Raw genomic sequence first — 24,344 nt, forward strand, 5'->3', positions numbered from 1 at the left:
TGCTCTTCGCCCCCCCCGCGCGGTGGGGCGGCGGCCCCCGGGGCGGGGGGGCGCGGCGGACCGGGGACTCAGCGACCCAGGTGCTTCAGCACGCGACGGCCCTCGGCGGACTCGCCGAGGGTCTTCCACAGCTTGGCCGAGCTGGTGGAGGCGTAGACGCCCGGGGCGCCCTGCTCCGCGCAGCCCTCGCCGTAGGAGACGATGCCGATCTGGTAGGTCCGACCGGCGACGACGCGGAAGAGCGGGCCGCCGCTGTCGCCCTGGCAGGAGTCCTTGCCCTCCACGCCGGCGCAGACGTTGACGCTCTTGTCGTAGCCGCGGTAGGTGGCCTTGCACTCGGGGTGCGACAGGATCGGCACCTGCACTCCGCGCATGCGGTCGGGGTAGTTCGTGATCTCGGTGTTCGTGTTGCCCCAGCCGATGACGGTGGCCTTGGCGCCGGGGCGCAGCAGGGCGTCGGTGCCGGGGGTGGGGAGCTTCACGGCGGCGACCCCGCGGACGGGGGCGGCCAGTTCGAGCAGGGCGAGGTCGTACGCTTCCTGACCCCTGAGGTAGCGCGGGTGGACCACGATGCTCCGCAGGTCGCGCAGGGCGCCCTGTTTCTTGTCGGACAGCAGCGTGCGGCCGACGGTGACCTCGATGCTCTTGAGCTTGACGCCGGTGACGCAGTGGGCGGCGGTCAGGACCAGGTCGGGGGCGATGAGGCTGCCGCCGCAGAACTGCCGGTCGACGGGGCGGCCCTTGCCCTTGCTGAGCAGGGCGGTCATCCAGGGGTAGGTGCCGTCGGCGACGTCGCGGCCGCCGATGATGCCGGCCGGCGGCTTGACGGGGCCCGCGGGGGCCATGGCCTGCGGGACGTCCTGGGCGGTCCCGGCGGCGTGCGCGGGGGCGGCTCCGAGGAGGGCCGCCGCCGCGGTGGCGGCGAGGGTGAGGGAGGCTATCCGGCGGCGTGCGCCGGAGAGACGGATCGTCATGGGGGTGGCTTTCTCCGATTTCTCCGTTGGGGCACCAAAGTCCTTTTCGCCCGGGGGCGTTGGGACGCAAGGTGCGTGCCGGGAATCCAGAGGGTGATCGCCGCGGTTCGGTTCCCCGTTCGACGAGAATTTTTGCGGGCCGCGAGGGTTTGGCGTGAAATCGTCGCGGCCCGCGGGGGGACGGGCGGGTGTTCCGGCGGTGCTCAGGTCCGGACGGCGGTGACGAGGTAGTAGTCGAGGTGGCCGCGTTCGTGGGCGCGGAGGAAGTTGCGGGGCCAGGTGTCCGCGGCCCACAGGCGGGACAGCCAGCGGTCCCAGCCGGCCCACACCGCCGGGCCGAGGGAGTGGGCGCGGGCCTCGGTGAGGCCCGCGGCCGTGAGGGCCGCGGTGAGGGCGCCGACTGGGCGGGCGCGGTCGAGTCCGGTCTCGAAGGTGTGCAGGAGGCGGGCCAGTTCGGCGGCGTGGGCGGGGGCGTCGTCGGGTGTGAAGAAGGTGGCCACGGCCACCCGGCCGCCGGGGGCGAGGACCCGGGCGGTCTCGGCGGCGAAGGCGTCGAGGTCGGGGAAGTGCTGGGCGGCCTCCACACTGATCACGGTGTCGAAGGCGGCGTCCGGGAAGGGCATCCGCTCGGCGGCGCCGCGGGCGAAGACGAGCCGTTCGGGGCTGCGTGAGAGGAGGCCGGCGTGGGCGGAGCGGGCCCGTTCCAGCTGCTGGGGGTGGACGTCCATGGCGGTGACGGCGGCCGGTGAGCGCTCTTCGAGGGTGAGGGCGGAGCCCATGCCGAGGCCACAGCCCACTTCCAGGACGCGTCGGCCCTCCTGCGGGCCCGCGGCGTCCAGGACCCTGCGGTAGAGGTCCTGTTGGCTGCGGATCCGTTCGGCCTCCCCGAGCGGGGCGGTGAGGTCGATGTCCGCCCAGTGGCCGAAGTTGATGAAGCCGCCCGCGAAGACGGGCTCCCGGCTGAGGTCGGCCGGGCCGTAGGTCTCCCGTACCGCGGGGTCGATCTCGGGGAAGGAATCCTGAGCACCGTGGGTCACGCTGGGGCACCTCCTGGGGCGGTACGGCGACCGGCGCGGGGCTCCCCGGGCCGGTCGGGGGCCGCCAGTGTGGCATTCCGGGCGGGGGCGGGGGGACGGTCCCGGGGCCGGGCGCGGCGGCGGGTCGGCCGGAACGCGACGCCCCCGTCCGCGCCGGGAGGGCGCGGACGGGGGCGGGGCGGCCGGGTTCGTGGGGGCGGGTCAGGAGGCGAGGGTGTGCGCGGCGACCGCGAAGTCGCTCATGTCGAGGCCGCCCTCCTTGGTGTCGTCGTTGGCGAACACGAAAGACTCGATGGGCAGTCCGCGCTCCTCGCTGAGTCGGGCCACGAGTTCCTGGAGGACCACGGCCTCCAGGACCGTGCGGACCGCGGCGGGCACCTCGGGGAGCCGGACGGTGTACAGGGACTCGGGTGCCGGGGCCGCCTCGGCCGGGGCCTCGCGGGTGGTGAGGAGGAGGGTGAGGTGGCCCGCCTCGGCGAGGGAGCGGGCCAGGCCCAGTTCCCGGCCGTCACCGAAGACGAGGTGGAGGGTGTTGCCCGCCGATTCCATCTCGCCGTGCAGGTAGTTGCGGGTCACGGAGGAGGCGGCGGGCATCCGCACCACCTCGCGCAGCAGCAGCGCGCCCTCCTCGGCGGAGGCCAGGGAGGCGCCGGCGGCCACGGAGTCGGCGGCCACGCAGCGGGCGGCGCGCTCCCGGAGCGCGGCCACGGTCCCGGCGGCGGAGCCGCGCACCCGCTCGGTGAGCGCTTCGACGTCCCGCCACGGGTCCTGGTCCTCGGGACGACCGGCGATCGCCCCGGCGATCAGGTCGAGGGCGACCAGCGTGCCGGTGTAGCCGGTGGTGGAGGCGAAGGAGTCGGGCTCGTTGCCGAGGTCCACGCGGGCGTCGGCGCACGCGGCGAGCGGCGACGGGGCCACGTTGACCAGTGCGACCCGGGTGACCCCGGCGGGAGCGGCGCGGAAGGCGGCGAGGGTCTCGCTGCTGCGGCCGCTCTGGGAGACGCCGATCAGCAGGTCGGTGTCGAAGCCCGCGGTGCCGTCCTCGATGTCGCTGGCGAGCACCCGCTGGGAGACGACCCCGGCCTCGCGGAGCTGCCGGACCGGCAGGGCGAGCGCGGCGTAGGAGGCGCCGATCCCGGTGAAGAGGGGCTTGCGACAGCCGCGCAGGGCCTCCCGGACGGCGGGGTCGGCGAGCCCGGCGCGGACGTGCGCGGCGATCCGGGCGAGGGCGGCGCCCTGGGTGGCCTGGCCTTCGAGGAAGGTGATGCGGGATCCGGACATCGTGGCTCCTGAGGGTGAGTGGTGAGGGGTGCGGCCGTGCGGCGGGCGCGGTGCCGCCGGGGCGGTGCGCGCCGGGTGCGGGTGGGGTGCGGGGTGGGACAGCTGCGGGGCCGGGGCGCCGGTCACGGGGCGGGGTCCCGGTCCGGCGCGGCCTCCGGGTCGCGTTCGCGGCCGGGGGTCTGGAGGTCGAACCGGACGATGGCGAAGCGGAAGATGACGTAGTACAGGGCGGCGAAGGCCAGCCCGATGGGTATGAGCAGCAGCGGCTTGGTGGCGATGCCGAAGTTGACCACGTAGTCGATGGCCCCGGAGGAGAAACCGAATCCGTCGCGGATGCCGAGGGCGTAGCAGACGCCCATGGAGACTCCGAAGAGCAGGGCGTGGACGGCGTAGAGCAGCGGGGCCACGAACATGAAGGCGAATTCGATGGGCTCGGTGACGCCCGTGACGAAGGAGGTCAGCGCGACGGAGATCATCATGCCTCGGACGGCGGTGCGGTGTTCGGGGCGGGCGGTGTGTGCGATGGCCATGGCGGCGGCGGGCAGCGCGAACATGTAGATCGGGAAGCCGCCGGTCATGAACTGTCCGGCCGTGGGGTCCCCGGCGAGGAAGCGGGCGATGTCGCCGTGGACCTCGGCCCCGGTGTCGGGGTTGACGAAGGTGCCGGCTTCGAACCAGGGGAAGAACGAGAAGAAGTGGTGCATCCCGACCGGGATGAGGGCGCGGACGATCACGCCGAAGACCCCCGCGCCCCAGGCGCCGGTGCCGACCAGCCATTCGCCGAAGTGGAAGAACCACGAGCCGACCGTGGGCCATACCAGTCCGAATACCACTCCGACCGCGGCGCCGGAGAAGGCGGCGAGGATCGGGACCAGCCGCCGGCCGCCGAAGAAGCCCAGCCACTCGGGGAGCTTGGTGCGGCTGAACCGCTGGTAGAGGAGGGCGGCGACCAGGCCCATCACGATGCCGCCGAGCACCTTGGCGTCCAGGGGTTCGCCGTCGACGCCGTTGGGGAAGGCCGGGGAAGCCAGGACGGACTTGAAGGTGAGGTAGCCGACCACGGCGGCGAGGGCGGTGGAGCCGTCGGCCTTCTTGGCGAAGCCGATGGCCACGCCGACGGCGAAGAGCAGCGGGAGGTTCTGGATCACGCTGTCGCCCGCGGCGGCCAGCACCATGCCCAGTTTCCGCACGACCAGGGGCAGGGCCTCGCTGCCGAGGAGGTCGTCCTTGCCCAACCGGGTCATCAGCGCGGCGGCGGGGAGCACCGCGACCGGGAGCATGAGGCTGCGGCCGATGCGCTGCAGGACCGGCATGACCCGGGCGGGCCGCTTGGCCGGGGCGGGGGCGGGGGCGGCGGCTCCTGGGGATCCGTCGGCGGCCTGGGCGGGGGCCGTGCTCATGGTGCTGCTCCTCGGGGACGGGGCGGTGGTGGCCCCAGGGGGTGCTGGGGTGAGGCCGAAGGTAGCCAGTGGTTCGGCAGTGGTCAATAGAGGTATTCCGTGGTCTTTCATGATCGGGACAGGAGGGGCCGGAGGTCCCCCGCCGCCGGGCCCTCCGCCTCGGGTCAAGTGGTAAGCAGTGGTATGGTCCCGTGCATGAACGAATCTGCCGACGACTCCGCCCCGCTCTGGTCCCGGGCCGCCGACCGGATCCGCGAGGAGATCGCACGGCGCGGCCTGGCCGCCGGGGCGAAGCTGCCCCCGGAACGCGAGCTGTGCACCCGGCTGGACGTCTCCCGGGTCACGCTGCGCCGGGCCCTCGGCCACCTCGTGGACCAGGGCCTGGTGACCGCCTCGCACGGGCGCGGCTGGTTCGTCGCCGCGCCCACCGCCCCGGCCGCCGCCCGGGACTGGCCCAAGGACCTGGAGTCCTTCACCGAGACCGCCCGCCGCAAGCACATGACCCCCGGCTCGGTGGTGCTCCGCCACGACCTGGTCACCGCCTCCCTCGACGAGGCCGAACGCCTCGGGGTGCCCGCGGGCACCCCACTGGTGCGGCTGGAGCGGGTCCGGCTGCTCAACGGCGTCCGGATCGCCGTGGACCGCAGCCTGCTCGTCGCCGAACTGGCCCCGGACCTCGCCCCCGAGCGCTCCCGCACGGACTTCGCCACCGCCTCCCTCTTCGAGGAGCTGGGGCGCTGGGGCGTGCGGCCGGACCGGGCCGAGGCGGCCATCGAGTCCCGGCGCGCCGGCGCGGAGACCGCCGCCCGCTTGGGCATCACCGAGGGCTCCCCCGTCCTCGTCCTCGACCAGACCCTCTACACCCGCGAGGACCGGCCCCTGCTGTTGTCCACCGTCCAGTACAGCGGGGACCGCTACCGGCTGCGCACCAGCTTCCACGCGGGCTGAGACGGCCCCGGGCAGCGCCTCCCGGGCCATCCGGGCGCGGGTCATCCGATCGGTGGACCCCGGGGTCCACCGGTCCGCCGGCCCGGACCACCCGGTGCGACGACGGGGAACGGCCGTGGCCCGGGGGAGGCTGGGGGCACCGGGACCGGACCGCCGTCCCGCCGACGCCGCCCGGGCGTCCCGCCGTCCCCGAGGAGGTCCCCGTGACCCGGAAGCCGCTCTCCCCCGCCGATACGGCCCTCTCGGACGCCGCCGCGTCCGGGGACACGGCCGCCGCCCGCGCCGCGCTCGCGGCGGGCGCCCGGACGGAGGCCCGGGACGAGCGGGGGCGCACCCCGCTGCTGCGCGCGGCCCTCGCCGACCACGTGGAGGTGGCCCGGCTGCTGGTGGCCTCGGGCGCGGACGTCGACGCGCAGGACGGCCGACGGGACAGCCCGTGGCTGGTCACCGGGGTCACCGGCAGCGTGGCCATGATGCGCGCCCTGCTCCCGGGCGATCCGGACGTCACGCTGACGAACCGCTACGGCGGGGTGTCGGTGATCCCCGCGAGCGAGCGGGGGCACGTGGGGTACGTGCGGGCCGTGCTCGCCGAGACGGGGATCGCGGTGGACCACGTCAACCGACTCGGGTGGACGGCCCTGCTGGAGGCCGTGATCCTCGGCGACGGCGGCCGCGACCACCAGGAGGTGGTGCGGATCCTGCTCGCGGCGGGCGCCGACCCCTTCCTCCCCGACGGTCACGGGGTGACGGCCCTGGCGCACGCCCGTCGGCTCGGCTTCACCGCGCTGGCCGATCTGCTGCGGGCCGCCGAGGAGGCGGGCGCCGGCCCGGCCGCCGGGAGCACGCGATGAGGGCGGCGGCGGTGCGGGTCGCGGCGGCGCTCGGCGCCGCGCTGGTCGTGGCCGGGTGCGCGGGCCCCGGCTCCCCGGCCCGGGCGGACTCCCCCGCCCCCACGACGAGCGCCCCCTCCCCGGGCGCACCGGACGCGGTCGGGCTCCCCCGGGACCGACTGCTGCTCGCGGACTTCGGTTCCGACACCGTGACCTTCACCGGTCCGCCGCCGGCGGACGGCGGCCCGGCCACCGCTTCCGTGCGGGTGGGCACGGCCCCGTACGGGATCGCCCTGGGCCGCGACGGCACGGCCTGGGTGTCCACCGCGGAGGGCGTGGCGGTGGTGGACACCGTCCGCCGGGTCCGCACCGCGCTGGTCCCGTACGCCACCGCGACCGGCCCCGTCACCGACGGGGAGTACCGAGGCGGCGGCATGGGCATCGCCCTCTCCCCGGACGGGTCCCGCGTCTACGTCGGGGTCAACGTGCCCGGCGGGTCCGGGGTGCTGGAGGTGATCGACACCGGGAGCCGGGAGGTGGTGCGCACCGTGCCGGTGGGTCGGCGCCCCTTCGATGTGGACGTGTCCCGGGACGGCGGGCAGGTCTACGCCACCGGGCACGACTCCTTCGACGTGACGGTGGTGGACACCGCGGCCTGGGGGACCCGCCGCGTGGAGGTGGCCCCGTACGGCACCGAGGGCGGACTCGGCTCCTGGCTGAAGCCGCACTACGCGGCGGTGCGTCCGGACGGCAGGCTGCTGTTGCCCTTCGAGGGCGAGCGGTTGGCCGTGGTGGACCCGCGCTCGGGGACGGTCCGGGTGGAGCCGATGACGGCCGACACCCACCAGCACGGGGCCTCGACCGGTCCGGACGGCACCCTGTACGTGGTGGGGACGGGTGCGGTGGACCCGTCGGACGGCCGGGGTCCCTCGCTGACCGTGCGGCGCCCCGACGGACGCGAACGGGTGGTGCCGCTGGAGGGGCCGCACGAGGACGTGGTCCTGTCCCCGGACGGCCGCACCGCGTACGTCACCGGCGGGTTCACGCGGGACGGGTACTGGGACGGCATCAGCGTGGTGGACGCCGCCGGCGGCGGGGTGACCCGGATCGCGGTGGGCAGCCGGCCGCTCGGGGCGGTGGTCCTGCCGGCCCCGCCGTCCGCGCCCCGCGGATAGGCGGCCCGTCCGTGCCCCCGGTCCGCCGGTGCGCGGGCGCGGTGGCCGGCCTCAGGGGCCGGTGGGCCAGTTCCGCAGGAGGACGTCGAGGGCGTCGACGATCTCGTTCCACGTCTGCTGCGGGGCGGGCGGGCTGTGGTCGAAGCCGCCCGCGGTCTCCAGGCCGACGTACCCGCTGAAGACGCTGCCCAGCAGCCGGACGGCCGCGGTGTGGTGCGCCTCGGGGAGGTCGTACCCGCGCAGGACGGCCCGGGTGAGTTCGGCGTGCCGGGGACCGGCACTGGCGGCGGCCGTCGCCGGGTCCAGTCGGTGCCGGGTGGCGGCGAAGCGGCCCGGGTGCCGGAGGGCGTAGTCGCGGTGGGCGTCGGCGAAGGCGGTCAGGGCTTCCTTGCCGGAACGTCCGGCGAGCGCGGCCCCGACCAGGTCCGCGGATTCCGTCAGGGCGAGCAACGCGATCCGGACCTTCAGGTCCTCGGCGCCCTTCACGTGCGCGTACAGGCTGGCGGGCTTCACCCCGAAGCGTCGGGCCAGCTCCGAGGGGGTGACCCGGTCGAAGCCGATCTCGTCGGCCAGTTCGGCCCCGGCCTGGGTGAGGCGTTCCGCCGTCAGTCCCGCTTTCAAGGTGGTGCTTCCTCCCGCTCCCGCGCGCGACGCGGCCGCGTGCGCCCCAGCACTGTAGGCACAGCCCGGGTCGAAAGGCCGGTCAGAGGGGCCGGCGGGCCACCAGGGCGAGGACGAAGCAGGCGGTCGAGGCCAGGGAGGCGACGGTCCGGACGTGGTTGCCGGCCGTCCAGACGCGGAGGTAGTCCAGCCAGGGGCGGACGCTCGCGGGGTCGGCCGGGTCGAGGGCGGCCAGGGCGTTGTTCCGCGGGATGTGGAAGACCACGGTCCACAGGAAGGAGCCGAGGAGGTAGAGCAGCGCGCCCGCGAGCAGCAGGCCCGCGCCGGGCTCGCCGCGGTGGGTGACGGCGTGCACGCTGGCGGCCAGGGACAGGGCGGCGGCCCCGAGGAAGGCCCCGAGGAACAGCGGGTTGATGACGGCCGTGTTGACGGACTGCATGGCGGCGAGGCCGGCGCGGGGGGCGAGGGCTCCGAAGGCGCGCATCACGCCGGTGGAGAAGGCGTAGAAGATCCCGGCGACGAGCCCGGTGGTGAGGGCGGAGCCGAGGACCAGGGCGAAGACGAATCTGGAGGTCATGTCCCCATCACACCGGGCGGGGCTCCCGCGCGACATGCTCCGGACGCTCCGGCCCGTGTCCGTCCGTCTCGGGTGCGGTTCCGGGGCGGGTCGGGGCGACGCGGAGGGCGCGCGGCGGCACGGTGCCGGGGGCCGGCAGGCGGAGGGGGGCGCGGCCGGGGGTGAGGGAGCCGAGGATCCGCGGGCCGGCGGCGCCGGTGCAGGTGGGTTCGTTGCCGGCGAGTCCGTGCAGGGTGAGGAAGCCGAGCACGGCGAAGGCGTACGCCTCCTTGGCCTGGGCGGGCAGTCCCAGTTCCTCGGACGGTCGCAGGGGGGTGTCCGGTCCCAGCTCCTCGCGGAGGGCTGCGGTCAGGGTCGGGTTGCGGGTGCCGCCGCCGGAGGCGAGGACCTCGGTGACCCGGTGCGGGCGCAGGGCGTCGGCGACGGTGCGGGCGGTGAGGCGGGTCAGGGTGGCGAGCACGTCGGGGGTGGGGAGCGGGCCGAAGGCGTCGAGGGCGGCGCGGAGGTAGCCGGCGTGGAAGAGCTCCCGGCCGGTGGTCTTGGGGGCCGGGCGAGCGTAGTAGGGCTCGGCGAGGAGGTGGTCGAGGAGGGGCCCGTGGACGGTTCCGGCGGCGGCGAGGAGGCCGTCGTGGTCGTGGTCGAGGCGGCCGTCGGTGAGGGCGAGGGCGGCGGCGTCGAGGAGGGCGTTGCCGGGGCCGGTGTCGAAGGCGGTGGGGGCGCGGCCGGGGGCGGCGACGGTGGCGTTGGCGATGCCGCCGAGGTTGAGGGCGGCGGGGGTGCCGGGGCGGTCGCGGAGCAGCATCAGGTCGACGAGGGCGACGAGGGGGGCGCCCTGACCTCCGGCGGCCACGTCCCGGGGGCGGAAGCCGGAGACCACGGGCCGTCCGGTGGCCTCGGCGATCCAGGCGGGTTCGCCGAGCTGGAGGGTGCCGTGCACGCGGCCCTCCTCGACCCAGTGGAAGACGGTCTGCCCGTGGGAGGCGATGAGGTCGGCGGGGCCCGCGCACAGGGCGCGTTCGGCCCGGACGGCGGCCCGGCCGAAGGCCCGTCCGATGAGGGTGTCCAGGCGGCAGGCGTCGGCGAGGGTGGTGGGGTGCGGGGGCAGGGCTCCGGTGAGGAGCCGGTGCAGGTCCGGCGGGTACGGGGTGGCGAGCAGGCCGAGGGGGGTGAGGTGCAGGGTGTCGCCGTCCTGGCGGAGGACGGCGGCGGCCGCGTCGACGGCGTCACAGGAGGTGCCGGACATCAGGCCGATGACGGTGGCGGATTCCGGAGTGGGGACGGCCGGGCGGTCGGGGGTCACAGGGGCCTCAGGTGGTCGTCGGGGCGGAGGGTGAGCAGGGCGGGCAGGGAGAGGGCGCAGCAGGCGGCGGCGTACAGGGCGGGGACGTCGGGGTGGCCCGTCCAGCGGGTGAGGAGGGTGACGGTGAGTCCGGCGCAGCCGGAGAACACGGCGTTGGAGAGGGCGTAGGCCAGGCCGAGGCCGGTGCTGCGGACCTCGGTGGGGAACATCTCGGCGAGCAGGGCGGGTCCGGGGCCGGCGAGCAGGCCGAGGACGGCGCCCGCCAGGAGGAGCGCGGCGGCCTTGCCGGTGTGGGGGGCCGCGGGATCGCGGAGCAGGCGCAGGAAGGGGACGGCGAGGAGGACCACGAGGGCGCAGCCGGTGGTGGTGACGGCACGGCGGCCGGTGCGGTCGCTGAGGATCCCGGCGGGGAGGATCGCGGCGGCGAATCCGAGGGTGGTGAGGAGTCCGGCGGCCTGGGCGCGGCCGAAGCCGGTGCCGAGGGTGGTCTGGAGGTGGGCGGGCAGCACGACCAGGAAGGTGTACCCGGCGGCGGACCAGCCCATGACGCGGGCGATGCCGAGGGCGATGGTGGGGGCGAGCCGGGGGCCCCGGCCCCGGGTCCCGACGGCCGGGCCGGCCGCGGTGGGGGCGCGGGACGGTGTGCGGTCCGCGGCCGGGGCGGTGGTGGGCGCGGTCCGCGGCGGGGCGGTTTCGGGGAGGTCGCGGCGCAGGCGCAGGGCGGTGAGTCCGAGGGGCAGGGCGAGCAGGAAGGGGAGGCGCCAGCCCCAGGCGTACAGGGCCTGCTCGCCGAGGAGCAGGGCGAGGGTGACGGCGGTGGTGGTGCCGGCGAGAAGTCCGAGGGCCACGGTGAGGGACTGCCAGGCGCCCCGGCGGCCGCGCCGGCCGGGGGGGGCGCTTTCGGTGAGGAGGCTGACGGAGCCGCCGAACTCGCCGCCGGCGGCCAGCCCTTGGACGGCCCGCAGGGCGGTGAGCAGCCAGGGGGCGGCGGCTCCGGCGGTGTCGTGAGTGGGGAGCAGCCCGATGAGGGTGGTGGCCGCGGTCATCAGGGCGATGGTGAGGAGGAGGGCGGGGCGGCGGCCCTCGCGGTCGGCGATCCGGCCGAAGAGGAGGGCGCCGAGGGGCCGGAAGAAGAAGGCGAGGGCGAAGGCGGCGTAGGTGCCGGTGAGGGCGGCGGTGTCGGTTCCGGCCGGGGCGAAGAAGCGGTCGGCGATGACGGTGGCGAAGGCCCCGTAGACCCCGAACTCGTACCACTCGGTGAAGTTGCCGAAGGCGCCCGCGAGGACGGCGCGGCGGGCCGGGGTCCGCGCGGTGCCGGAACCCCGGGGGCGCGCCGGGGGCGGGGGCGGGAGGACGCGCGGTGCGGATCGGCTCACCCCTGCTGCCTCCCCGGCGCGCCCCGCGCGGAAGCGCCGGGGCGCGCCGGTTCAGCGGAACGGCGCAGGCCGGGGGCGGGTCGGCCGGTGTACCGAGCCGGTCCGGCCGGTCCGGGACGGCGGGTCAGCCCCGGTGGCCGGGGTCGAGGAGGTCGGCGAGGCCGGCGGCGGCGAAGGCGGCCGTGAGGTCGGCCGCGTCCTCGGTGAAGTGGGCCCAGCTGTCGCAGTGGACGGGTACGACGCGGCGCGCTTCCAGCAGGGCGGCGGCGGTCGCGGCCCCGGGGCTGTCCAGGACGAGCGGTTCCCCGTCGAAGAGGACCGGGAAGCGGGGGGCGCCCGCGAAGAGCACCGCGGTGTCCACCGGTCCGAAGCGGGCGGCGATCTCCTTGACGGCGTCCAGGGAGGCGTTGTCCCCGCTGACGTACACGGTGGGGAGGTCGGAGCCGGTCAGGACGAAGCCGACCACCCGTCCGGTGAAGGGTTCGACCTCGGCGCTGTGGCCGGGGCCGTGCACGGCGGGGACGCCGGTGACGGTCAGGGTGCCGCCGTCGGGGCGGTCCAGGGTGACGGACTCCCAGTCGGCCAGTCCGCGGGCGGTGCCGCCGAGCCGGCCGGCGCCGCCGGGGGTGGTGAGGGTGAGGGGCACCTCGCGCAGGAACTCCCGCCCGGAGGTGTCCAGGTTGTCGGGGTGTTCGTCGTGGGAGAGCAGGACCACGTCCACCGGGCCGAGGTCGCCGGGGCGGGCGGCGGCGGGGGCCGTCTTGGTGAGGTGGATCCCGCCGGGCCGCCGGTACTCCCCCGGGGCGTCGAAGGTGGGGTCCGTGAGGAAGCGCAGACCGCCGTACTCGAAGAGGGCCGTGGGGCCGCCGAGGACGCGGACGGGGAACCGGGCGGCGGGGGCGGTCGGGGTCGTCATCGGTCCACTCCTGAACGTCGAGTCTCACGGATGCATGAGCTGCATCCGTGAGAACACCGTAGAGGGGTTCTCATGGATGAGGCAAGCGCTAACATGAGAAACATGCAGGAGGCCCCGTTCACCGATCTCTCCGCCACCGGCTCCGGCCGCGGTCCCGGCGCGGCGCCGGGCGGCCCCGGCGCCGACGCCGTGCCACCCCCCGCCCCGGGGGCGGACGCGTACCCGTCCCTGGACCTCGTGAACAGCACGCTGTCCCTGCCGGGCGGCCGACACCTGGACCTGCTGGCCACCCCCGGGGCCGCCAACCGCTGGCTGACCGCGCACGGACTGGCCCCCGTGGACGCCGGCGTGCAGGAGACCTGCGCCGCGATGCTGCGGGACCTGCGCGAGCAGGTGCGCATGCTGTTCGCGGCCCGCGCCTCGGGGCAGCCCGCCCCACGACCCGCCCTGGCCGCCGTGAACGGCGCGCTCGCCCGCCGGCCCGCCGCCGCCCAGCTGCGCTGGGACCGGGAACGCGGCCCGCACCGGGAGGTCCCGCACCCCGTCACCGGCGTCCTGGAGCACGCCCTGGCCACCCTCGCCGACGACGCCGCCGACCTGCTCACCGGCCCGGACGCCGAACGGCTCACCGCCTGTGGCTCCGCGCCCTGCACCCGCTTCCTACTGCGTCACGGCCGCCGCCACTGGTGCTCGACCCGGTGCGGGGACCGGGCCCGCGCGGCCCGCGCCTACGCCCGCCGCACCCGCGGCCAAGAGGCCCCGACCGCCGACTGAACCGGAACCGGACCGTCGCGCCCGGCACCACACGGGGTACGCCCCCACCCGGAAGCCGGGTGGGGGCGTACGAGGCGGTGCCGGGCGCGACGGTCAGACCCGGACCGGACCGGTCTCCCGCGGCGTCCGGGCGCCCGGCAGGCCGAAGCCGGTGAGGGCCGTCTCGGCCGCGCCGAACACCTCCGCGGCCCGGGCGGCGTGCTGCTCCTCCGGGATCCCGGAGAACTCGGCCCCGTACAGCAGCCGCACCTGGGCCTCGTCCAGCCCGCAGAACTCCGAGAGGCCGACGCGCAACTGCTGGTCGATCAGGTGCCCGAAGCCGGACTTCTCGTAGTAGGCGGCCGTACCCCCGGCCAGGCCCAGCCACAGGATGCGCTTGCCGGACAGCCGACGGCGGCTCGCCCCGTACGCGAAGCCGTAGTTCCACACCCGGTCGATCCAGCCCTTGACTATGGCCGGCGGGCCGAACCACCACACCGGGAACACCACGATGACCTGGTCCGCCTCCTCGAACCGCCGCATGTGGGCGTGGGTGTCCTCGGAGTAGCGCTTGTCGCGGTTGCCCCACTCCGGCTCGTCCGCCGTGGTCAGGCGCGGATCGAAGTCCTCGGCGTACAGGTCGAGCAGGTCCACGGCGTCCCCCGCCGCCTCCAGCCGCCGTCGGGCCAGGGCGGCGACCTGGGAGGTCAGGGAATCGGGCCGGGGATGGCCCACGATGAGCAGGGTCCGGGTCATGAGCGCCTCCAGGGCGGAAGGTACGGAAGGACGACGGGCCCAGGAGATCGAATCCCTCTAGGAGAACGCGCCAGGCCGGGTGGACACCCCCGTGCCCCACCCGACCGGCGACCCCGCGAACCCGCGTCGGCGCGGGAGCCGAGGGCGCCGTCAGCCGGTCGCCCCTTCGGTGACGGCCGACTCCGCCACGGCGGCGTGCCGGACGGCGGCCGCCGCGAAGGCGGTGATCAGCGGGTGCGGGCGGGTCCCGTCCCCGTGCAGCTCCGGCTGGAAGAGGGTGGCGAGGAAGAAGGGGTGCGCGGGGAGTTCGGCGATCCGCACCGCCCCGTCCCCGTCGGTGCCCGTGAACTCCAGCCCGTGGGACCGCAGTCGGTCCAGATGGGCGGGGTTCGGGCCGTAGTTGCAGTGGTAGCGCTCCAGGGTGCGTTCGGCGCCGATGAGGCGGGCCGCACGGGAGCCCGGGGTCAGGTGGACGGTGGCCTCGTGGCCGACCAGCGAGCAGGCCAGCGGCACGATCAACAGGTCGTCCCGCTCCGGTTCCCGCTCCGCCCCCGCGGAGTTCTCGGCGTGCGCGGCCTGCTCCAGGCCGGCCGCGTTCCGGGCGAACTCCAGCAGGGCGTGCTGGAATCCGCCGCAGGTGCCGAGGAAGGGGATGCCCCCTTCCCGGGCGGTGCGGACGGCCCCGAGCACCCCCGCCTCGCTGCGGTAGGGGCTGCCGGGCAGGATCCAGACCGCGTCGAAGCCCTCCAGCCCCCGCCCGGCCTCCTCGGTGGGGATCCAGTAGGCGTCGAGGTCGAGGCCCTCGCGGGTGCGCAGGGCGGCCAGCAGGGCCGGGACACGGGCGTGGGCGCGGACGTTCGGGGAGTGGTCGGCCACCAGGGCCAGGCGTGCGGTGTGCGTCATGCGCCCATCGTCGGCGCCCGCTGCCCATCACGTCCAACGATGATTCCTGCATGCCGGATCAGTGTTGCTGATGCGGCGGGGATACTGGCGGGATGGACCCGCATCTGCTGCGCACCTTCGTCACCGTGGTCGAGCTGCGCTCGTTCTCCGCCGCCGCCCGCCGGCTCGGGTACACCCAGTCGGCGGTGTCCCAGCACATCGCCGCCCTGGAGGCCGATCTGGGCACCCGGCTGGTGGAACGGCGCCCGGTGGCGCCCACGGCGGCGGGCGAGCGGCTGGGCGAGCACGCCGGCCCCCTGCTGCTGCGCCTGGACGCTGCCCGCGCCGATCTGGCACGGCTGGACCGGACGCGGCCGGGGAGCCTGACGGTGGCGGCGAGTCCGGCGGCGCTCACCCCGGCGTTGGTCCGCGCGCTCGCCCCGCACGGCGACGGATCGCCGGGGCCCGTGGTGACCCTGCGGGTGCGGGGCCGGGAGGCGGTGGTGCGGGAGGTGATGACGGGGGCCGCGGACCTGGGCCTGGTGGACGGCACGGCGGCGCCCTCCGATCCGCTGCCCCTGCCGGACACCGGGCCGTTGCGCACGGTCGGCGTGGCGGAGGAACCCCTCGGCGTGCTGTTCCCGGCGGATCACCCGCTCGCGGGGCGCGCGGCGGTACGGCTGCCCGACCTCGCCGACGCCCATTGGATCGACGCCCCGGACACGGCCGCCCCGCTGGAGCAACTGCGGGCGGTGTCCCGCGCCGAGGGCTTCCGGCCCCGGCTGCGCTACACGGGCGCGGACCTGCGGGGGTTGGGGCTGCTGGTGGCCGCCGGACACGGACTGGCGGCGCTGCCCGTGCCGGTGGCGGCGGGGCTCGCGGACACGGTGGTGGTGCCCGTGACCGTACCGGTCCTGGTGCACCGGACGGAGGCCCTGCACCCGCGCGGTCCGGCCCCCGCCGTCGAGGGGGTCCTCGCCGCGCTGGCCCGCGCCCGGGGCGGGGCCCCGCGCGTCTGACGCGTCGCCCCGTACGTTCCGACCGGTCCCGGTCGTGCGGACGCCCGCCCGACCGGGTGGGTCGGGCGGGCGTCCGGGGCCCGGGGCAGCGGGCCGTCCTCAGTCGTCCAGGGTGTCCAGTACGGCACCGAGGTCGACGAACTTGAAGCCGGTGGCCGTGCGTTCGCCGTCCTCCGGCGCGTCGTGGCCGTCCTGGACCACGAGCAGGCCGCGCGGGAACGCCTTGCCCAGGGGCTCGGCCAGGGCCGCGGCCCCGTCGCACTCCTCGGAGCCGTCCAGGTCCGCGTCACGGGCGGTGATGCGCAGGCCGCCCCGGTAGGGGTTGCCCTCCCGGCGGTCGCGGTCGTACAGGGCGAAGGTGTCGTCGCCCTGGCTGGAGGCCAGCAGCAGGCCGCCCCCGCCGCGGCGCGGGACGAGGGTCAGGCCCTCGACGTCCGCGGTGAGCCTGCGGCCGCCGTGACCGGGGTCGGCCCCCGGGGCGCACTCCTCGGTCTCCTCGTCGTACGCGGCGGGAATGCCGTACTCGCGGACCCGGTCCACGAGCACGGGGCGGGACCGCAGGTCGGCGCGGATCCGCCAGATGCCCACGTCCTCCTGGCCGGCGTAGAGGGTGCCGTCGACGGGGTCCACCACCATGCCCTCGACCTGCGGGAGTTCCCCGGGCTCGGCGCACGGGCTCCAGGAGGCGCCGTTCGGGAGCCGGAAGGAGGCGGGCAGGTCCAGGCTGCGGACAGTGCGGTAGGTGACGGTGCCGCCGGGGGCCGGAAGCAGTTCCAGCAGGGCGACCGTCGTGGTGTGGCGGCGGCTGACCAGGGCGTAGGACCGGCCCGAGGCGGAGTCCGCCCAGGTGGCGAGGCCGTAGGCGGTGCGCTGTTCGTTGATCTCGGCCTGGGAGGCGGAGAAGACGGCGGGCGCGGTGCGGGCGGTGACGTCGGTCAGCGGGCCGCCCCGGCGGTCGCGGTCGATGCGGTAGAACCGCAGCCGGTCGTTGCCCCGGTCGGTGACGACGGCGAGGTCCGCGCGGCCGGTGGAGAGCCGGAACCGGTGGACGAGGTCGGTGTTGTTGAAGCGGCCGGGGGCGTCCCCGGCGGCGGGCCCGGCCGGCGCGGCCAGGGCCTGCACCTGGCGGGCGGCCAGGTCGTAGACCCGCAGTCCGCCCTCCTTGGCGGTGGCCACGACCAGGCTGCGGCCCGGGTCCGCGGGGTTGCGCCAGATCGCCGGGTCGTCGGCGTTGGCGTTGCCGCCGTCCTCGTCGTCGAAGAGGGTCGCGGTCTCGGCGACGGGGGTGACGGCGGGGAGGACCCGCTCCCGGGCCGGGGCGGCGGCGCCCGCGGGGGCCGCGGCCGTGAGACCGGCCACGGCCGTCAGGGTGGTGAGGGCGGCGCCGAGGGCGAGCGCGGCGGGGCGGGCGGTGCGGCGGGTTCGGGTCACGGAGGGGGCTCCAGCGGTCGGACGGTCACCGGGCGTTGCCGCTGAAGACTCCGGCCGCCGGGTGAAGCCCCGGGCGCGGTCGGGCGTCGGGCGGGCGGTGCGGGGGTGAACTCGCGGCGATCCGGGCCTCCTTGAGGGGTGCTCCGCAGGGCGGAGCGCGGGGAGCGGGGGCTCGGGTCCGGAAACGTGATGACGGGCCGCCGGGCCGCGCCGTCGCCGGTCCGCCCGCGGGGTGGGCCGCCGCACCGGCCCGGGGGCGCGTCGCCGGGTCCGATGGTGCCCGGCGGTACCTGAGGCCGTCCCGGTGGCGTTCCGGCGGGGCGGGTCGCAGGGTGGGGGCAGGGGCGGCGGGGTTCCGAGGGGCGTTCCGACGCCCTCGGAGCCGTCCGGGCCAAGGGCCCGGACCGCCGCCACCGACCGGGCGGGCCCGTTCTGAGGCCCGGGTCCGCCCGCCGGACCGACAGCGGCACGGCAACCGCAACCGGCACCGGCACCCGCATCGGCAGCCGTGCCGGCCGCCGGCCGTACGGCGGTGGCACGACGGCCGTACGGCGGTCGCGCGGCCGCCGGAGGCGCCGGGCCCTCGCGCTCAGCCCGCCGGCAGGCCGAGCGGGTTGGGCACCGGCAGGTAGCGGGCGTCGGCACCGTCCGCGCCGGTCCAGCGGAGCACCAGGTTGGCCTTGGCGGGGACCGTGGGGGCGTCCGGCAGGGCGGCGGCCTCCGGGAGTTCGGGCAGGTCCGCCGCGCAGCGCAGGAACTCGGCACGGGCCGCGGGCCACAGTCCCGGTGCCGCCTCGGGGAACCGGGCGGCGAGGGCGCCGGCCAGTTCGGACAGATGGTTGACGACCAGGCAGTACACGAGCCGTTCCCAGCCCGCCGCCCGACCGGCCTCGGAGATCCGCTTCACGCCCTCGGGGTCGCGGAACAGCGCCCGTACCGGCGTCCCGGAGGCGTCCACCGCGATCAGGGTGTTCTGGAGGTGGCACTCCAGCACCAGCCCGTCGCGGGCGAACAGCTCCAGCACGGGCGGCACCACGCACCGCAGGTACGCCTCCCACCAGCGCGCCGGATCCACCGGCAGGTCCCACGGGCTGCCCTCGAAGCCCTCGGCGAGGGCGGCCGGGAGCAGGGCGCCGCTGCCGGCGGGCAGATGGAGACCTGGCGCGTCCCGGACGATGACCGCGAACTCCTCGACGAGCCCGGCGACGGTCCGGTACCCGCGGTCGCTCAGCCAGCCGCCGCCTCCCCGGCCGGCGGCCATCGCGGCGGCCACCTCGGTGTCCACGGGCACCAGCCGGTCCAGGTCGTGGCTCCACAGCCGCCGGACGTCGTTGGTGATCCGCACGTCGAGGCTGAACTTGAGGCCCAGTCCGGGGTCGGCGGCGTCCGGACCCGGCAGGTGCAGGGTGCGGACGGAGGCCGTGGGCACGGCCGCCCGTTCCGTCTCCCCCAGCCGGAGCAGGGTCCCGTCCGCGAAGGCCGCCTTCACCGCGGGCAGGCCGTCCACGAGGAGCAGTTGCCAGGGGTGCGCGGGCAGCAGGCGGTACCCGGGCGGGGCTTCGCCGAGGACGTCCAGGGCACGGGTGTCCCCCTCCTCCACGACGGCGTCCTCGCGGACGCCGAGGAGGACCAGCGGGAACCGCGCGTGCGCCTCGGGGGCGTAGGGCAGCCAGCTGTCCGGGGGCAGTCCGCCCCGGGCCTTCGGCGCCGGGTGCGAGGGGTGGCCGGTGAGGAGGGCGTGTTCGGAGCGGAGCCACGGATCGGCCGGGGCGGTGCCGCGCGCGCGGGCGGCCGTGAGGGCGCGGACCGCTCGCAGGCTCTCGGCCATCTCCTCGGCCAGGGCCTCGTTGGCGAGACCGGTCCGCAGGCCCATCTCACGGGCCGTCAGGGCCACGAGTTCGGGGTGCGCCAGGGGCTCCCAGCACTCGCCGGTCCACCGCTCGACGCTGTCCGGGCGGTACACGGCGGGTACCCGCAGCAGCGCTCCGGAGGCCCACAACCGCAGGCACCGGGTCTCCGACCGGCCGGGGGCGCCGGCGGGGTCGGGGCCGGACACGGCGTCGGCGCATTCGAGGAGCAGGCAGGCCAGCAGCGGGGCCACGGCACGGCGGTCGGGGGACGGTTCGCAGGCGCGCGGACGGCCCGCGGTGACGGTCCATCCGGCGGTGCGGCGGGGGGTCTCTTGGATCGGTTGCATCGCAGATCAGTATGGATAACGGCGGGGGCGTTCTCCGCCCGGTCGGCCGATCACGGGCACCCCGCCCGGCCCGACCCCGAGGGCCCCGGCCGGGGATCCGGTTGCTCCGTGCGGGCCACTCCGGCCGCCGGTACGGCTACCGACCCCGCGGACGGGGCACCTGTGGGCCGTGACCGAACCCAGGAACCACCGCTACGCCGTCACCGTCAGCCGCCGGGACGGGACCTGGCACTGCGACCGGCTGGACCGGACGGCCCTGACGGGGCTCGACGAGGCGGTCGCCGCGGTCCGCGGGAGCGCCGCCGGGGAGGCGTCCTTCGGGGTGTTCAACGCCGACGAGTCGTTCTTCCTGGTGGTGCGCACCGCTCCGGGCGGGACGGCCCTGCTCCTGTCCGACGCGCGGGCCGCGCACCGCCACACCCTCGCCGCCCAGGCCCTGGACGCGCTGGGCGCCGGGCTGCCCGCCGAGGACGCGTCCGGGGCGCATCCCGCCGGCGACCCGGGGATCATCGCCGACCTGGGACTGACCGCGGAGGACATGGCGGCGCTGCTGGCCCGGCCGGGGGGCCTGCCCGACGACCAGCTGCGCACGATCGCCGAACGGTGCGGGTTCGCCGCCGAGCTGGCCCGTGCCCGGGCCGAGGAGCGGGACCGGGGCAGCGGGTCGGGCGGCTGACATCGGGGCCGCCCCTCACACGAGACCGCACAAGCAATCTGCTTATGCCCTTTTGGATCGCATCAGCAACCTCATGTGCCACTAGAACCTTGCGTCTACTTGGAGGATCCGACACAGCGGGGGCGTCGGACCGGACCGGATTCCGTAGCACGATCCCCTCGCCCCGCCGGCGCCCCCTTGCTTGACTGGTCCCACCGACCCCGTGGCGGAGAGCGGCTCTCGCCGACGCGGCGGCCGGCACGAGGCCCCTCGGGCACCGACCAGCGGTGTTCGGCGCCCGGGGGCCGTGGACCCCGCCCCGCGGGGCCCGTGCGCGGCAGGGGCCGGCGCACCCGTCATGCTGGTACCGGCAGCGGACGGGTTCGGTCCTGGAGGGGCATACGTGGTGCGGAGCGTCGCCGAACGGCGGCTGGCCGGTGAACTGGGTGGACCGGACGCGGGGTCGCCGTCGGCGGCGGCCTACGAGGTACGTCTCGCCGGCGCCCGGGCGGCCGTGCTCGGGCGGTTGTGGCGGGGGCTGGTGCACGATCCGCTGCCGTGGGTGACCCGGCGCGAGGTCCTCCCGGACGGCGTGGTCCTGCGTCTCGCGGACGGCCGCCGGCTCGCCGGCCCGCCCTGCGATCCGTGGGCGACCGGCCCCGGGGTGGCGGCGCTGGAGCTGGCGGGCCGCACGTACGACCACCCCGGGCTCCTCATGGCGGCCCTGGACGTGCCCTACGGGGCCGAGTTCGCCGCCGAACTCGACGACAGCGCGGCCTCGCTGGCCCTGTCGCGGACCGCCGTGCCCCCCACCGGGTCACCGGCGCGGTCCTGGGAGTGGGAGCAGCGCGCACCGGACGGCCATCCGTACCATCCGGGCTGCCGTTCCCGCCCCGGGTTCACCGCCGGCGAGCAGCTCGCGTACGCGCCGGAGCACGGCCCCCTGGTGCCGCTGGAGCTGGTGGCCGCCGGCGACGCGCTGGTGACGGGCGACTGGCCGGAGTGGCTGCGGACGGGAGCGGGCGGCCGTACGGTCCTGGTCCCGGCGCACCCCTGGCAGGTACGGCACGTCCTCGCCCGGCGGGAGGGGGCGCCGCGCACGGCCGGCGTGCTGGAGGCCCGGCCGCTGCTGGCGTTGCGGACCCTGGCGCCCGTGGACGGGGACCTGCCGCACGTGAAGACCTCGCTGAGCGCCCGATTGACCTCCTCGGTGCGGGACATCTCCGAGTACTCGGTGCGCAACGCGGCGGTGGTGTCGCGGTTGGTGGAGGAGGTGGCGGAGCGGCTCGACGGTCGGCTGCACATCACTCGGACCCTGGCGGCGGCGGCAGCCCCGGCCCCGGACCTGGCCGCGATGCTGCGGGAGTCCCCGGACCGGTACGCGGACGCTGCGGCAGGGGAGCGGGTGATCCCGGTGGGCTGTCTGCCGGCCTTCCCGCCCGCCGCGGATCCGGAGTGGCGGGCGTCCTTCGCGGCGCTGGCGCTCGACGTGGGGCTGCGGATGCTGGCGCTGGGGGTGGCCCTGGAGGCCCACGGCCAGAACCTGCTCGTGGTGGTGGACGCGCGGGGGCTTCCGGTGCGGCTGGTGTACCGGGACGTGGCCGACATCCGGATCGGCCCGGCCCGGCTGGCCGGGCACGGACTGACCGCGCCGGCGTTGACGGTCCGCCAGCAGACCGACGATCCGCTGGTGCTGCGGCGCAAGCTGTTCGGTGGTCTGGTGTCGGGGGCGCTGGGCCCGCTCGCGGGTGATTCGGCCGGGCTGGGCCGGATCCTGGGCGGGGCGCTGGAGCGGTTGGAGGGGGCCCCGGACGCCCCCGAGGGCTTCGCGGCGGAGCTGGCGGCCCTGCGGTCCGACCCGCTGCCCGTGAAGGCCCTGACCCTGATGCGGCTGAGCAAGCCGGGCTCGGGGGACGTGTGGACGGGTCTGCCCAACCCGGTCCGGGAGCGAGGGGCCTGAGCCGGGGCCGCACCGGGCCGGGTCCGGGGCGGGGAGCCGCCTCGGACCCGGCCCGGTGACCCGTCGTTCAGGCGGCCCGGCCGAGCCTGCCGCGTTTGAGCTGGAGGACCTCGTCGCAGGCGTCGGCCACGTCCTGGGCGTGGGTGACGACGATCACGCACTTGCCCTGTTCGTGGGCGAGTCCGCGGAAGACGTCGATGATGCCCGCGGCCGTGTCCCGGTCCAGGCTGCCGGTGGGTTCGTCGGCGAACAGCAGGTCCACCTCGCAGGCCAGGGCGCGGGCGATGGCCACGCGCTGCTGCTGTCCGCCGGAGAGCCGGAGGGTGCGGCGGTGGTGCTCGGCCTCGTCGACGCCGAGGAGGGTGAGGAGTTCGGAGGCGCGACGGGCCTTGTGACGGCCCTTGACCCCGGTGATCTCCATGGCGGAGGTGATGTTCTGCACGGCGGTCAGGTACGTCAGGAGGTTGAGGGACTGGAACACGGTGGCGGCGTGCCGGTTGCGGTAGCGGCCGAGGCCGAGGTCGGCGATGTCGCGGCCCCGGAAGCGGACGGTGCCCGAGGTGGGCGCGTCCAGTCCGCTGGCCAGGGACAGCAGGGTGGTCTTGCCGGAGCCGGACGGGCCGGTGACCGCGTACATGCGGCCGGCCTCGAAGCGGTGGGTGACCCCCTTCAGGACGCTGCGGCGGCGGGTGCCGTGCTGGTAGCCGCGGGTCACCTGGTCCAGTTCCAGCAGGGGCGCGGTGCCGGCGTCGGGGGTCGGGTCGTGCGGGGTGGCGCGGGGTGCGGTCATGGTCAGTCGCCCTTCGTGAGGATGTCGCGGGGGTGGAGGCGGAGCACGCGGACGCCGGGGAGCAGCACGGCGAGCGCGGCGATGCCCAGGCCGGTGGCGCCGACGCGGGCGATGTCCGCGGGGCCGAGGCGGACGTCCATGGAGTCGATGGGGTCGGCGGCGGGCTCCTGGGGCAGGGTGCCGCCGTTGGGGTCGCTGGGGTCGCGTTCGGGGGTGCGGTCGGCGCCCGCGTTCCGGGCGTCGGCCACCTCTCCGGCGAGCAGCCGGTCCCCGACGGTCTGGGACAGGGCCTGGCTGCAGGCCGCGGCGAGGCCGATGGCGAGGAGGGCGCAGGCCAGGACCTCCACGAGGTGTTGGCCGAGCAGGCGGGGTTTGCGTTCCCCGAGGGAGAGCAGGATGCCCAGTTCCTTGCGGCGTTCACGCAGGGAGGAGGCGACGACGAGGGCGAGGATGGCGGTGCCGGCGAGGGCGACGAGCCACACGGTGACGGTGGCGAAGTCGGCGGTGCGGGTGATGGGGCCGACGAGGGCCCGGTACTGCTTGTCGTTGACGGTGAGCGGGAAGACCCGCGGGTCGGCGCCGGCGGCCTCGGCGTCCTTCTTCAGTCGGGGCAGGTCGGCGGGGTCCTTGAGGGTGAAGGTGGCCTGCTTGACCACGGCCTCGGCGCCCTCGCCCTTGCCCATGAGGACGGAGGCGCCGTCGGGGGTGACGTAGACCTGGTTGGCGGGGTCGGTCATGGCGGGCACGTAGCGGCCGGTGTCGGGGGTGCCGCTGCGGTACACGCCCACCACCTTGAACGAGTGCTCGGTGGTGTCCCGCTCGCCGCCGGGCCCCGGCAGCACTCCTGCCATCAGCGCGACGCGGTCGCCGACGCCGATGCCGTTGGCCTTCGCGACCCGTTCCTCGACGACGATCTCGTCGGCGGCGCTGTCGGGGGTGATGCCGCGGCCGGAGACCAGCTTCGCGTCGCCGTTGCGGAAGGCGGCGACCTCGCCGAGGTCGCGGATGCCATCGGCCTTGAACAGGTCGGTGCCGAGGGTGTCCTGTCCGGCGGGCGGCGGCACCGGCTGGTGGAGCCGGGTCTTCTTGCCGGGGAAGGCGGCGGCGTCGCTGGTGTAGTTGCATTTCGTGACGACGGAGGAGCGGCAGACCCGGTCCACCAGGCTGCGGCGCAGATCGCCCTCGGCCCCGATCATGCCCGCCTGTCCGCCGGAGGGGGCGTCCATCTTTCCGGAGGCGATCAGGCCGTCGAGGTCGAGCTGCATCGTGGCCACGGCGCCGACCGTGCGCTTGGCCTCGCCCGCGGCGCGGGCGGCGGCGGACCGGATGAGGAATCCGGAGAGGACGAGCGTGCAGATGACGAGGAAGAGACCAGTGAGCATCGCCGTCTTGCCGAGATGTGCGGACAGCCGCCACCAGGCCCGTTTGAAGAGGTTCATGGGAGCGGACGCTATGCGTGCGGATTT

22 protein-coding genes are annotated in these 24,344 nt (G+C 76.1%); 7 read left to right on the plus strand and 15 right to left on the minus strand.

The genetic code is table 11. The features are described 5' to 3' along the window. Nucleotides 1-68: 68 nt before the first annotated feature. The 4 genes from ABTZ17_RS17985 to ABTZ17_RS18000 form a co-directional block, all read right to left on the minus strand. Nucleotides 69-974, minus strand: a complete 906-nt coding sequence (locus ABTZ17_RS17985; protein WP_352196608.1) for a S1 family peptidase — start codon at nucleotides 972-974, stop codon at nucleotides 69-71. 203 nt (nucleotides 975-1,177) lie between these two features. Next, the gene (locus ABTZ17_RS17990; protein ID WP_352196609.1) at nucleotides 1,178-2,011 is read right to left on the minus strand and encodes a class I SAM-dependent methyltransferase; all 834 of its coding nucleotides are present in this window, start codon (nucleotides 2,009-2,011) and stop codon (nucleotides 1,178-1,180) included. Between the two features lie 201 nt (nucleotides 2,012-2,212). Beyond that, the gene (locus tag ABTZ17_RS17995) at nucleotides 2,213-3,292 is read right to left on the minus strand and encodes an SIS domain-containing protein (RefSeq protein WP_352196610.1); all 1,080 of its coding nucleotides are present in this window, start codon (nucleotides 3,290-3,292) and stop codon (nucleotides 2,213-2,215) included. A gap of 122 nt (nucleotides 3,293-3,414) precedes the next feature. Further along, nucleotides 3,415-4,692: a PTS transporter subunit EIIC gene (locus ABTZ17_RS18000; RefSeq protein WP_352196611.1), complete on the minus strand. Its 1,278-nt coding sequence runs from the start codon at nucleotides 4,690-4,692 to the stop codon at nucleotides 3,415-3,417. 195 nt (nucleotides 4,693-4,887) lie between these two features. On the opposite strand from ABTZ17_RS18000, the gene ABTZ17_RS18005 reads away from it, so the two are divergent. From ABTZ17_RS18005 to ABTZ17_RS18015, 3 genes are all read left to right on the plus strand, one after another. Next, nucleotides 4,888-5,640 carry a GntR family transcriptional regulator gene (locus ABTZ17_RS18005; RefSeq protein WP_352196612.1) on the plus strand — a complete coding sequence of 251 codons (753 nt, stop codon included), beginning with the start codon at nucleotides 4,888-4,890 and terminating at the stop codon, nucleotides 5,638-5,640. 203 nt (nucleotides 5,641-5,843) lie between these two features. Next, the gene (locus ABTZ17_RS18010; RefSeq protein WP_352196613.1) at nucleotides 5,844-6,491 is read left to right on the plus strand and encodes an ankyrin repeat domain-containing protein; all 648 of its coding nucleotides are present in this window, start codon (nucleotides 5,844-5,846) and stop codon (nucleotides 6,489-6,491) included. Beyond that, on the plus strand, nucleotides 6,488-7,645 hold the full coding sequence (locus ABTZ17_RS18015; protein ID WP_352196614.1) for a YncE family protein: 1,158 nt from the start codon (nucleotides 6,488-6,490) through the stop codon (nucleotides 7,643-7,645). Before ABTZ17_RS18010 ends, ABTZ17_RS18015 begins: the two co-directional genes overlap by 4 nt. A gap of 51 nt (nucleotides 7,646-7,696) precedes the next feature. On the opposite strand, the gene ABTZ17_RS18020 is transcribed toward ABTZ17_RS18015, so the two are convergent. From ABTZ17_RS18020 to ABTZ17_RS18040, 5 genes are all read right to left on the minus strand, one after another. Continuing rightward, entirely contained in the window at nucleotides 7,697-8,266 is a 570-nt protein-coding gene (locus ABTZ17_RS18020; RefSeq protein ID WP_352196615.1) for a TetR/AcrR family transcriptional regulator, read from the minus strand. Between the two features lie 82 nt (nucleotides 8,267-8,348). Next, entirely contained in the window at nucleotides 8,349-8,843 is a 495-nt protein-coding gene (locus ABTZ17_RS18025) for an anthrone oxygenase family protein (RefSeq protein ID WP_352196616.1), read from the minus strand. Between the two features lie 7 nt (nucleotides 8,844-8,850). Further along, nucleotides 8,851-10,086 carry an anhydro-N-acetylmuramic acid kinase gene (locus ABTZ17_RS18030; RefSeq protein ID WP_352196646.1) on the minus strand — a complete coding sequence of 412 codons (1,236 nt, stop codon included), beginning with the start codon at nucleotides 10,084-10,086 and terminating at the stop codon, nucleotides 8,851-8,853. Between the two features lie 53 nt (nucleotides 10,087-10,139). Further along, entirely contained in the window at nucleotides 10,140-11,519 is a 1,380-nt protein-coding gene (locus tag ABTZ17_RS18035) for an MFS transporter (protein ID WP_352196617.1), read from the minus strand. Nucleotides 11,520-11,643: 124 nt separating this feature from the next. Then, entirely contained in the window at nucleotides 11,644-12,435 is a 792-nt protein-coding gene (locus tag ABTZ17_RS18040; RefSeq protein WP_352196618.1) for an MBL fold metallo-hydrolase, read from the minus strand. A gap of 102 nt (nucleotides 12,436-12,537) precedes the next feature. Between ABTZ17_RS18040 and ABTZ17_RS18045 the strand changes: the two genes are divergently transcribed. Next, nucleotides 12,538-13,209 (plus strand): CGNR zinc finger domain-containing protein, encoded by a 672-nt coding sequence (locus ABTZ17_RS18045; RefSeq protein WP_352196619.1) that lies wholly within the window; start codon nucleotides 12,538-12,540, stop codon nucleotides 13,207-13,209. 93 nt (nucleotides 13,210-13,302) lie between these two features. Here the strand turns inward: ABTZ17_RS18045 and ABTZ17_RS18050 are convergent, their stop codons facing one another. After that, nucleotides 13,303-13,944 carry an NAD(P)H oxidoreductase gene (locus ABTZ17_RS18050; RefSeq protein WP_352196620.1) on the minus strand — a complete coding sequence of 214 codons (642 nt, stop codon included), beginning with the start codon at nucleotides 13,942-13,944 and terminating at the stop codon, nucleotides 13,303-13,305. A gap of 150 nt (nucleotides 13,945-14,094) precedes the next feature. Further along, a complete protein-coding gene (locus tag ABTZ17_RS18055) occupies nucleotides 14,095-14,847 on the minus strand; it encodes a CTP synthase C-terminal region-related (seleno)protein (RefSeq protein ID WP_352196621.1) in 753 nt (250 codons plus the stop codon). A 92-nt stretch (nucleotides 14,848-14,939) separates the two neighbouring features. On the opposite strand from ABTZ17_RS18055, the gene ABTZ17_RS18060 reads away from it, so the two are divergent. Beyond that, nucleotides 14,940-15,845 (plus strand): LysR family transcriptional regulator, encoded by a 906-nt coding sequence (locus ABTZ17_RS18060; RefSeq protein ID WP_352196622.1) that lies wholly within the window; start codon nucleotides 14,940-14,942, stop codon nucleotides 15,843-15,845. 99 nt (nucleotides 15,846-15,944) lie between these two features. On the opposite strand, the gene ABTZ17_RS18065 is transcribed toward ABTZ17_RS18060, so the two are convergent. Further along, on the minus strand, nucleotides 15,945-17,276 hold the full coding sequence (locus tag ABTZ17_RS18065) for a phytase (protein WP_352196623.1): 1,332 nt from the start codon (nucleotides 17,274-17,276) through the stop codon (nucleotides 15,945-15,947). A gap of 589 nt (nucleotides 17,277-17,865) precedes the next feature. Next, nucleotides 17,866-19,473 (minus strand): IucA/IucC family protein, encoded by a 1,608-nt coding sequence (locus ABTZ17_RS18070; RefSeq protein WP_352196624.1) that lies wholly within the window; start codon nucleotides 19,471-19,473, stop codon nucleotides 17,866-17,868. A 169-nt stretch (nucleotides 19,474-19,642) separates the two neighbouring features. Here ABTZ17_RS18070 and ABTZ17_RS18075 point away from each other — a divergent pair, with 169 nt between their 5' ends. Both ABTZ17_RS18075 and ABTZ17_RS18080 read left to right on the plus strand, forming a co-directional pair. After that, complete coding sequence (locus tag ABTZ17_RS18075; RefSeq protein WP_352196625.1) at nucleotides 19,643-20,149, plus strand: tRNA adenosine deaminase-associated protein; 507 nt, start codon at nucleotides 19,643-19,645, stop codon at nucleotides 20,147-20,149. Between the two features lie 382 nt (nucleotides 20,150-20,531). After that, nucleotides 20,532-22,088, plus strand: coding sequence for an IucA/IucC family protein (locus ABTZ17_RS18080; RefSeq protein WP_352196626.1), 1,557 nt, complete (start codon nucleotides 20,532-20,534; stop codon nucleotides 22,086-22,088). Between the two features lie 67 nt (nucleotides 22,089-22,155). Here the strand turns inward: ABTZ17_RS18080 and ABTZ17_RS18085 are convergent, their stop codons facing one another. After that, complete coding sequence (locus ABTZ17_RS18085) at nucleotides 22,156-22,878, minus strand: ABC transporter ATP-binding protein (protein ID WP_352196627.1); 723 nt, start codon at nucleotides 22,876-22,878, stop codon at nucleotides 22,156-22,158. Between the two features lie 2 nt (nucleotides 22,879-22,880). Next, complete coding sequence (locus tag ABTZ17_RS18090) at nucleotides 22,881-24,317, minus strand: ABC transporter permease (protein WP_352196628.1); 1,437 nt, start codon at nucleotides 24,315-24,317, stop codon at nucleotides 22,881-22,883. Nucleotides 24,318-24,344: the final 27 nt, after the last annotated feature.

The organism is Streptomyces sp. NPDC097619 (genome assembly GCF_040302735.1).
GTDB lineage: Bacteria > Actinomycetota > Actinomycetes > Streptomycetales > Streptomycetaceae > Streptomyces.

Bases quoted from the DNA above. Each gene is read 5' to 3' on its own strand.
- ABTZ17_RS18005 (WP_352196612.1), top strand. From the start codon at position 4,888: ATGAACGAATCTGCCGACGACTCCGCCCCGCTCTGGTCCCGGGCCGCC.
- ABTZ17_RS18060 (WP_352196622.1), top strand. From the start codon at position 14,940: ATGGACCCGCATCTGCTGCGCACCTTCGTCACCGTGGTCGAGCTGCGC.
- ABTZ17_RS17985 (WP_352196608.1), bottom strand. From the start codon at position 974: ATGACGATCCGTCTCTCCGGCGCACGCCGCCGGATAGCCTCCCTCACC.
- ABTZ17_RS18055 (WP_352196621.1), bottom strand. From the start codon at position 14,847: ATGACGCACACCGCACGCCTGGCCCTGGTGGCCGACCACTCCCCGAAC.
- ABTZ17_RS18000 (WP_352196611.1), bottom strand. From the start codon at position 4,692: ATGAGCACGGCCCCCGCCCAGGCCGCCGACGGATCCCCAGGAGCCGCC.
- ABTZ17_RS18030 (WP_352196646.1), bottom strand. From the start codon at position 10,086: ATGTCCGGCACCTCCTGTGACGCCGTCGACGCGGCCGCCGCCGTCCTC.
- ABTZ17_RS18070 (WP_352196624.1), bottom strand. From the start codon at position 19,473: ATGCAACCGATCCAAGAGACCCCCCGCCGCACCGCCGGATGGACCGTC.
- ABTZ17_RS18025 (WP_352196616.1), bottom strand. From the start codon at position 8,843: ATGACCTCCAGATTCGTCTTCGCCCTGGTCCTCGGCTCCGCCCTCACC.
- ABTZ17_RS18045 (WP_352196619.1), top strand. From the start codon at position 12,538: ATGCAGGAGGCCCCGTTCACCGATCTCTCCGCCACCGGCTCCGGCCGC.
- ABTZ17_RS18040 (WP_352196618.1), bottom strand. From the start codon at position 12,435: ATGACGACCCCGACCGCCCCCGCCGCCCGGTTCCCCGTCCGCGTCCTC.
- ABTZ17_RS18090 (WP_352196628.1), bottom strand. From the start codon at position 24,317: ATGAACCTCTTCAAACGGGCCTGGTGGCGGCTGTCCGCACATCTCGGC.
- ABTZ17_RS17995 (WP_352196610.1), bottom strand. From the start codon at position 3,292: ATGTCCGGATCCCGCATCACCTTCCTCGAAGGCCAGGCCACCCAGGGC.
- ABTZ17_RS18050 (WP_352196620.1), bottom strand. From the start codon at position 13,944: ATGACCCGGACCCTGCTCATCGTGGGCCATCCCCGGCCCGATTCCCTG.
- ABTZ17_RS18085 (WP_352196627.1), bottom strand. From the start codon at position 22,878: ATGACCGCACCCCGCGCCACCCCGCACGACCCGACCCCCGACGCCGGC.
- ABTZ17_RS18015 (WP_352196614.1), top strand. From the start codon at position 6,488: ATGAGGGCGGCGGCGGTGCGGGTCGCGGCGGCGCTCGGCGCCGCGCTG.